The 7,481-nt window shown below is 72.7% G+C and carries 9 protein-coding genes; 3 read left to right on the plus strand and 6 right to left on the minus strand.

Annotated features, from left to right (window positions below; all coding sequences use genetic code 11):
* Positions 1 to 60: 60 nt before the first annotated feature.
* Together ACFQGL_RS06935 and ACFQGL_RS06940 are read left to right on the plus strand one after the other, a co-directional pair.
* Positions 61 to 1,524, plus strand: a complete 1,464-nt coding sequence (locus ACFQGL_RS06935; RefSeq protein ID WP_377507102.1) for a serine/threonine-protein kinase — start codon at positions 61 to 63, stop codon at positions 1,522 to 1,524.
* A gap of 32 nt (positions 1,525 to 1,556) precedes the next feature.
* On the plus strand, positions 1,557 to 2,198 hold the full coding sequence (locus tag ACFQGL_RS06940) for a histidine phosphatase family protein (protein ID WP_377507105.1): 642 nt from the start codon (positions 1,557 to 1,559) through the stop codon (positions 2,196 to 2,198).
* Here ACFQGL_RS06940 and ACFQGL_RS06945 read toward each other — a convergent pair.
* The 6 genes from ACFQGL_RS06945 to ACFQGL_RS06970 form a co-directional block, all read right to left on the minus strand.
* A complete protein-coding gene (locus ACFQGL_RS06945; RefSeq protein WP_377507108.1) occupies positions 2,188 to 2,712 on the minus strand; it encodes a GNAT family N-acetyltransferase in 525 nt (174 codons plus the stop codon). The two genes, ACFQGL_RS06940 and ACFQGL_RS06945, sit on opposite strands and share 11 nt — an antisense overlap.
* 102 nt (positions 2,713 to 2,814) lie before the next feature.
* Positions 2,815 to 3,159: a hypothetical protein gene (locus ACFQGL_RS06950; protein WP_377507111.1), complete on the minus strand. Its 345-nt coding sequence runs from the start codon at positions 3,157 to 3,159 to the stop codon at positions 2,815 to 2,817.
* Positions 3,160 to 3,301: 142 nt separating this feature from the next.
* The gene (locus ACFQGL_RS06955; protein ID WP_377507114.1) at positions 3,302 to 4,228 is read right to left on the minus strand and encodes an NAD-dependent epimerase/dehydratase family protein; all 927 of its coding nucleotides are present in this window, start codon (positions 4,226 to 4,228) and stop codon (positions 3,302 to 3,304) included.
* Between the two features lie 61 nt (positions 4,229 to 4,289).
* Positions 4,290 to 4,730, minus strand: a complete 441-nt coding sequence (locus ACFQGL_RS06960) for a VOC family protein (protein WP_377507117.1) — start codon at positions 4,728 to 4,730, stop codon at positions 4,290 to 4,292.
* Between the two features lie 32 nt (positions 4,731 to 4,762).
* Positions 4,763 to 5,593, minus strand: coding sequence for an MOSC domain-containing protein (locus ACFQGL_RS06965; RefSeq protein ID WP_377507120.1), 831 nt, complete (start codon positions 5,591 to 5,593; stop codon positions 4,763 to 4,765).
* A 37-nt stretch (positions 5,594 to 5,630) separates the two neighbouring features.
* On the minus strand, positions 5,631 to 6,389 hold the full coding sequence (locus ACFQGL_RS06970) for a nitrilase-related carbon-nitrogen hydrolase (RefSeq protein ID WP_377507123.1): 759 nt from the start codon (positions 6,387 to 6,389) through the stop codon (positions 5,631 to 5,633).
* Here ACFQGL_RS06970 and ACFQGL_RS06975 point away from each other — a divergent pair.
* Positions 6,388 to 7,167, plus strand: a complete 780-nt coding sequence (locus tag ACFQGL_RS06975; RefSeq protein ID WP_377507126.1) for a DedA family protein — start codon at positions 6,388 to 6,390, stop codon at positions 7,165 to 7,167. The genes ACFQGL_RS06970 and ACFQGL_RS06975 overlap by 2 nt on opposite strands.
* Positions 7,168 to 7,481 lie beyond the last annotated feature (314 nt).

Genomic DNA, 7,481 nt, shown 5'->3' on the forward strand with positions numbered 1-7,481 from the left:
GGTCGGGACCGGGCGGCGCGGGTGGTCGGTACGGGATCGGCCAGGCAAACTGGGTAGGCCATGTCGCCGTTCACCCCCACTCTCCGTCTCCACGACCGCTACGTTCTGCACGAGCGGATCGGTCTCGGAGGCATGTCCGAGGTGTGGCGGGCCGACGACGAGGTGCTCGGCCGACCGGTCGCGATCAAGGTGCTCGCCGGGCAGCTCGCCGCCGACCCGCAGCTGCGGGCCACCATCCAGCGTGAGGCCCGCGCGGCCGCCCGGCTGACCCACCCGCACGTGACCCAGGTGTACGACTACGCCGAGGCGACCCTGGCCGGCGGCGCCGTGGTGCCGTACCTGGTCATGGAGTTGGTCGATGGCTACAACCTGGCCGACCGGCTGCGTGCCGGGCCGCTGCCGTGGCCGGAGGCCGTCCGGGTGGCCGGGCAGATCGCCGCGGCGCTGGCCGCCGCGCACCGGATCGGCGTGGTGCACCGCGACGTCAAGCCGGGCAACGTCATGCTCACCGACACCGGTGCCAAGGTGCTCGACTTCGGCATCGCCGCGCTCGGTGGGCCGCATCACCCGCTGGCCGGGCAGACCGGCGAGCCACTGATGGGCACTCCGGCATACTTCGCACCCGAGCGGCTGGTCGCCGGCCCGCCCGACCCGGCCAGCGATGTGTACGCCCTCGGCGCGCTGCTCTATCGCACCCTCACCGGCCAGGCGCCGCTGCCGGTGCAGAGCTGGGAGGACGCGTTGGAGGTGCACCGGCGCGGCACCCCCGTGGCGCCACTGCGGGTGTCCGGCCTGCCGTCCGACATCGCCGAGCTGACCGTCGCCTGCCTGTCCGCCGACCCGACCCGTCGGCCGACCGCGGCACAGCTCGCCACCCGGTTCGGCGCCGGCCAGCCGGTCGAGCCGCCCACCGAGCTGTTGCGCATCCTGCCGGCGGCGCACCCGCCCACCCTGATCGACCGGTCAGCGGCCCGCCCGCCCGCCGCCCCGGATGGCGTCGCGCCGCGCCGCCGCCGATCGCGCCGACCCCTGGCCGTGCTGGTCGCGGCCGGCCTCGCGGCGCTGGTCGGCCTCGGCGCGCTGCTCGCCCAGGAGCTCGGCGCACCCGACTCCTCGCAGGTCGCCGGCCCCACGCCGACCAGCGCCCCGGCACCGGCGCCCACCACGAAGAGCCCGACGCCCGCAGCGCCGTCCTCGCCGCCGGCGACCGCCAGCAGCGCCGCGCCGTCGACCGGCGGCCAGCAGGTGCCGGTCAGCCTCCGGCAGGTCAGCAACGAGTTCGCCGCGATACTCTCCCAGGCGCAGGCCCGCGGCGAGATCGACCGCAAGACCGCCGAGGACCTGCGCGACGACCTGGCCGACCTCAACCGCCGCTCGAAGGACCGCGCCAAGCACGTCGCCGAGCTGCGCGAGCGCATTGCCGAGCTGGTCGACCGGGGTCGGCTGCCGGCGCGGACGGGCGCTCAGCTCGACGCACTACTTACCCAGGCCGTCGATTTCTCCACCGGCCGTACCGACGACTGACACTCCGTCAGCACCGCTGGCATGATGGTCCGATGCGGACACGGCTCATCTTCGTACGGCACGGCGAGTCGGTGCACCAGGTCGAGGGTTTCGTGGGCGGTCCGCACGGCTGCCAGGGCCTGACCGACCGGGGCCAGGACCAGGCACACAAGCTGGCCAGCCAGCTCGCCGGCAACCTGGCGGTCGACCGGCCGTTGGTGGTCTACTCGTCCGTGCTGCGCCGAGCCGTCGAGACCGCGCAACCCATCGCCGCCGCCTTCGGCATCCGTCCAATCGCGGACTGCGGCCTGTGCACCTGGCACACGCCGTCGTACGCCGACGGGCTGCCGATCGCCACCTTCCAGGCCGATCACGCCGTCGAGGGCGGGGGTGTGTTCCGGCCGTTCGAGAAGGGCAACGAGAGCTGGGCCGAGCTGGTGGTCCGCGTCAGCCGGGCGATCGTGGAGATCGCACAGCGGCACCAGGGCAGCACGATCGTCCTGGTCGGCCACAGCGAGACCGTCGAAAGTGGATTCCACGCGCTCGCCGCCCAGCCGCTCTTTCGGGCGTTCGACATGGAGGTGGCCCCGGCGTCCATCACCGAATGGACCACCGAGGACGACACCACCCGCTGGCCACCCGCCCGGTGGACGCTGCGGCGCTTCAACGACACCGGCTGGTGGGCTAGAGCGTGATCCAGTAACGACGCGCAGGCCCGAGTTCGGTGTCCCGGACGTCCTCCAGGACGCCGCCGTGGCGCTCGATCGTCTTCGCCGAGGCGATGTTCTGCTCCTCGCAGGTGACCAGCACCCGATCCAGGCCCAGCGCCCGCGCTTCGTCGAGCATCCGGCCCAGTGCCCAGGTGGCCAGCCCACGCCGGCGCGCGGACGGTCGGATGCCGTACCCGATGTTGCCGCCGACCCGCAGCAGGTAGTCGTTCAGCTCGTGCCGCAACGCGATCGCGCCGAGGATGCGATCGCCCTCGACGACCCATCGGTACGTGCAGTGCACCCGACCTTCGCTCAACGGCTTCGCCGGATCCGACTCGTCCGACAGCCGGGCGATCCAGGCCGCGAAGCCGGCGGCCGACTCCACCTCGTCCGAGGGCAGCAGCCCGGCGCCGTCCTCGTGGACCCCGGGCCCCCACTCGTGATGCGACTCGAGCCAGGCGGTGTGCAGGCGGACGGTCGGGGCGATCAGTTCGGGCATGTGGCGACGATAGCGGCCGAGGCCAGGGGGAGCCGTACCGGACTGGCGGCTCCGCGGCGGCGGCCACCCGGATGGCCGCCGCTACGGTGCCGTTCGTCGTTCCTAGCAGGCGGGGGTGCTCGAGTACTGCATGGTGTGGACGCCGAGCGTGTTGGTCTCGGTCGCCTTGAAGGTGGAGATGACGCCGTACGCGATCGACCGGCAGGAGCTGTCCGGCCCGTTGTTGACGACGACCTTGCGCTTGACGACGTTGTAGCTGCAGTTCTTGAAGTTCCAGGTCCACGACCGGTTCCAGGTCGCGGTGTCGGGGATGTGCTTCCAGAGGCCGTACGTCACGGTGACGCCGCAGGTGACCGCGGCACTCGCGGGAGCCGGGGCGACCAACGCCCCGGCCACCGCGCCAGCGGCCAGCAGCAGTCCTAACGACTTCTTCGATGTCTTGCGCACAGGATCCTCCTTGTGCCCGTCCGAAGCACGGTCACCGCGCCTCGTGCCACATCCGTGGTGGCATCGATGATCGCAACCATCTCGGCGTACCGGACCGAACAGCCGCAGTACTGAGGAGAACTTGAGAATCGCTCGTCGGGTGTCAGCTCAAGCGTTCGTCGCTGTGCGGGAAGGTCTCGCGGAGGGCCGGGTCCAGTGGGCGGCCGGTGGTGGGCTCGATGAACAGGTCGGCCAGCAGAAGCTCGGCGAGGTGACTCGGGTTGACGCCCGACTCCTTCCGGCCGAGGGCCTGTAGCGCGCCGCCCAGTCGTAGGGCGGCCTTCGCCACGCTGGCGGGCAGACGGGCGACGCGGCGACGGCGGCCGACCGCCTCGGCGATGCGCGCGAGCATCTCGTCCCAGGTGAGGTTCTCGTCGGCGATCGGCAGATCCGTACCGCGACGCTGCTCCAGAGCGTCAACCGCGACGTCGGCCACGCTGCGTGCCGAGACCGCCGCGGTGCCGCCGACGGGGGCCACCAGGGGTGCGCGGGACCGCGCCCACCGGTCCAGCGGGCCGGCCCAGTTGGGTAGCCGATCACCGGCACGGCCGAAGACGAAGGGCAACTCGATGACGGCGACCGGTAGCTCCGGGCCGGCGGCCGCGCGTCCCTCCCGGGCCTGCTCCACCCTGCAGCGGATGTACGTGTGGCGGGCCGCGAGCCGCCACTGCGGATGCAGCCGTTCGTAGTAGGTGTAGTACGAGCCCATGATGACCCCGCGGGTGAGGCCCTCGTGGCGCGCGGCGGTGAACAGTCGCACCACGGGCTCGACGTTGTCCCGGCGGAACACCGGATAGATCGGCTTACGCACCGGGCGCTGCTCGTCCGTCCGGGTCGCGTACACCACGCCGTCCTGGCCGGCCAGCAACGGCCGGAGCTCCTCGATCGAGGCCGACTCGACATCGACCAGGTGGTCGACGCCCGCACGGGCGGTACGCGCCACGGTGGTCACCTCGTGGCCGCGCTCGCGCAGCACCTCCACGACATGGGCGCCGATCAGACCACTTCCACCCACCACAAGAATTCGCACGTCGCATCGTCCACTCTGGAACGGGTGGCTTGTCAAGCGGCGAGGCCGGCGGCGGCCCTGCTCACCCGAAGGAGAGGAGTGCACCGCGCTCGTCGAAGACGGCCGTGCCCGCCCACGCGATCTCCCAGCGGTTGCCCTCGGGATCGGCGATGTAGGCCGATCGCCCGCCCCAGGACCGGTCGGTCGGCTCAGCCACCACGGTCGCGCCCGCCGTGACGGCGTCGGTGAAGGCGGTGTCGACCTGCCCACGGGTGTCCACGTTGCAGGCCATGGTGACGCCGGACCAACCACCGGCCGGCGCCGCGACGCCGGGCCCCGCCTCGGCGGCCAGCTCCGGCAGTGGATAGAGCGCGAACAGAACGCCACCGAGCAGGAACGCGGACCAGCCGTCGTCGCTGGCCGGCAGCTCAGGCCAGCCCAGCGATCGGTAGAACGAGCGCAACGCGGCGATGTCCCGCGCGCCCAGGGTGATCACGGACAGTCGTGGAGGGAGCGTGCTCATGGTTTCGATCATGCCCGATCCGACTGTGAACGTCAGCCGACCCGGACCGGATCGCCCTCGCCCACGCGACCGGCGCGGACAACCCGGGCGTACGCCCCGACGCACGGCTGCGCGCCCACGCCCGGCACCGGCTCGACCCGGTTCAGGCGGGCGGGCACCCGCAGGGCCTCGGTCTCCCGGGGCAGCGGACCGTGGGCCAGCGTGGGCACTGCGCAGCGCGGCGTCGGGGCGAGCACGGCGAGCACCAGGTCTGGACCGATCCGCAGTTCCTGGCCGATCCAGTCGTTCTCGCCGAACGCGTCGCCGGGAGTGTCGAGCACCAGGTTGGTCCGGTAACGCTCCACCGTGCCGGCCCCGGGCGGCAGGTCGGCGGCGATCCGGTCCAGCGTGGCGGTGGTGACCAGGTGGATCGGAGCGAAGTCGAAGAACGTCCCGGGCACCAGGGACCCGAGCCGATTCTCGTCCGCCGGGACCTCGTGCGCCAACCCGGCGGCCAGTACCGCGTCCGGGTGGGACCGCAGCAGCGTGGCGTCGGCCGGCACGGTGTCGACCAGCGTCACGGGGCGGCCCACCGCCGCCGAGAGCGCCACGTCGATGTCGGACTCCGCGGTGGACATCTGCCGGCCGTCGGGCAGGGTGATTCGCGCCGGGTCGGGTGCCGCGCCGGTCGCCCGCAGGGTGAGCAACGCGCGCCACCGGTGCGGTTGCTTGGCGCTGGCCACCCGACCGGTCTCCCGATCCAGCAGGGCCAACGCGCGGTCACCCGCGACGCCGGTCTCGCCCACCTCGGCGGCCGGCAGCCGCTCGCCCAGCAGCGACTTCACCGGATAACGCCGCACCTGCACCAGCCGCCCGGAGATCACCGGACCACCCTAGCCGGGCGGATCGCCCGCACCACGCTCAGTCGAGGCTGGCGCCGACCACCTCGCCCGGCTCGGTGCCCGCCCGGGCGTACACCTCGCCCTTCGGTGTCCAGATGGCCGACCGGCCGGCGGCCTCGGTGTAACCGCCACCGGTGGATCCGGCGAAGCTCGCCACCGCCACCCAGACCCGATGCCCGGTGGCGATCCGGTGTGCCCGCTGGTCCGGCACGGCGGCATCGCTGGCGAACTCCAACACACCCGCCGCGTACACGTCCATCCCGAGCGCGGCGGTCTGCGCCGCGTGCGCGGCAACGCCGCTGTCCTTGCAGATCGCCAGCCCCAACCGCCAACCGTCCACATCGAGCACCGCCGGCGCGTCGCCCGGCCGGAACCGCCGGGCCTCCGCGTCACCCAGCCACACCTTGCGGTACGCCACCCGTACCCCCTCGCCGGTCACGGCCAGCATCGCGATGTGGTCACCGGCGACCGGTGCGCCGGCCAGGGCCAGCGCGCCCGCCTCGGCGCACGCCTCGACCAGCGGCGCCAACCGGGGATCGTCGACCGGCACGACCGGGGCTTCCAACTCGTACCCGGTCAAGGAAAGCTCCGGAAAGAGCACCACCCGGGCGCGCGCCGCGCGGACCGCGGCGGCGTGCGCCCGCGCGTTCGCCGCGACATCCAGGGGTACGCACGGCGGCTGCGCCACCGCGAGCCGCAGCGGGGCGCGTTCGTCCCGCGCGCCCGGGCGGTCCGCCTCTTGGCTACCTCTCAGGTTCACTTCGTAGCGTGGAAACATGATGCGAACGTCGCACGCCGTGCTCGCCACCGGAAGACCCGCGGTTGCGGCCGAGCCGCCGCAGGGCGGGATCGTCGGGTACGTCAGCGACCTGGTGGAACGACTCGGCGGGCCGGGCGCCGGCCTCGCGGTCGCGCTGGAGAACCTGTTCCCGCCGATTCCCAGCGAGGTGATCCTGCCGCTGGCGGGCTTTGTGGCCGCCCAGGGCCGGATCAGCCTGGTCGGCGCGATCTTCTGGACCACGCTCGGCTCGGTGTTGGGCGCGCTGGCGCTCTATCTGATCGGGGCATCGCTGGGCCGGGACCGGACGCGCGCCATCGTGTCCCGGCTGCCACTGGTGAAGCTCAGCGACGTGGACCGTACCGAGGCGTGGTTTCTCCGCCACGGTGTGAAGGCGGTGTTCTTCGGTCGGATGATCCCGATCTTCCGGAGCATGATCTCCATCCCGGCCGGGGTGGAGCGGATGCCGGTGACCACGTTCCTGTTCTACACCACGCTGGGCAGCCTGATCTGGAACACCACCTTCGTGCTGGCCGGTTACCTGCTCGGCGACAACTGGCACCTCGTCGAGGGGTACGTCGGCATTCTCCAGAACGTGGTGATCGTGGCCTGCGTGGCCGCCGTCGCCTGGTTCGTCGGGTCCCGCGTACTACGTGCCCGGCGAGCCTCCGGTGGCACCGCCCCCTCGGAGCAGGTCGGGCCGGACCGTGCCGTGCCCGATCCGGACGGACGCGGCACGCTGTACCGGGGCGGTTCGTGGGCCGGAGACAAGCGCTAGCCGCGGTGCGCCTCGGTTCGCGCGCGCTGTGTTGGTGCGGTGCATGTTGGCGCGGGCTGTCGCGCCCCCGTGCTCCCCGCGCGCGCCCGCGCGTGTCCCCGCGCGCGCGTCGCGCGCGTCGCGCCCCCCGTGCGCGTCGCGCCGCGCGTACCCCAAGCGCCTCGCGCCGCGCAGCCCCGTCGATCTAGGGCATATCGTTGCTTTCGTAGATCAACTAGCGACGATATGCCCTAGATCGACGGGGGAGGGGGCGGGGGGGGGGGGGGGAGGGCCACCGCGCCTGGGGTCTGGTGGTGCTATGGGCGTTTCGCGCC

Origin of the sequence: Micromonospora vulcania (genome assembly GCF_042658605.1) — a bacterium.
Taxonomy (GTDB): domain Bacteria; phylum Actinomycetota; class Actinomycetes; order Mycobacteriales; family Micromonosporaceae; genus Micromonospora; species Micromonospora vulcania.

Excerpts from the sequence above, each read along its gene's own strand:
- ACFQGL_RS06935 (WP_377507102.1), top strand. The coding sequence starts at position 61 with ATGTCGCCGTTCACCCCCACTCTCCGTCTCCACGACCGCTACGTTCTG.
- ACFQGL_RS06940 (WP_377507105.1), top strand. The coding sequence starts at position 1,557 with ATGCGGACACGGCTCATCTTCGTACGGCACGGCGAGTCGGTGCACCAG.
- ACFQGL_RS06945 (WP_377507108.1), bottom strand. The coding sequence starts at position 2,712 with ATGCCCGAACTGATCGCCCCGACCGTCCGCCTGCACACCGCCTGGCTC.
- ACFQGL_RS06960 (WP_377507117.1), bottom strand. The coding sequence starts at position 4,730 with ATGAGCACGCTCCCTCCACGACTGTCCGTGATCACCCTGGGCGCGCGG.
- ACFQGL_RS06975 (WP_377507126.1), top strand. The coding sequence starts at position 6,388 with ATGATGCGAACGTCGCACGCCGTGCTCGCCACCGGAAGACCCGCGGTT.
- ACFQGL_RS06970 (WP_377507123.1), bottom strand. The coding sequence starts at position 6,389 with ATGTTTCCACGCTACGAAGTGAACCTGAGAGGTAGCCAAGAGGCGGAC.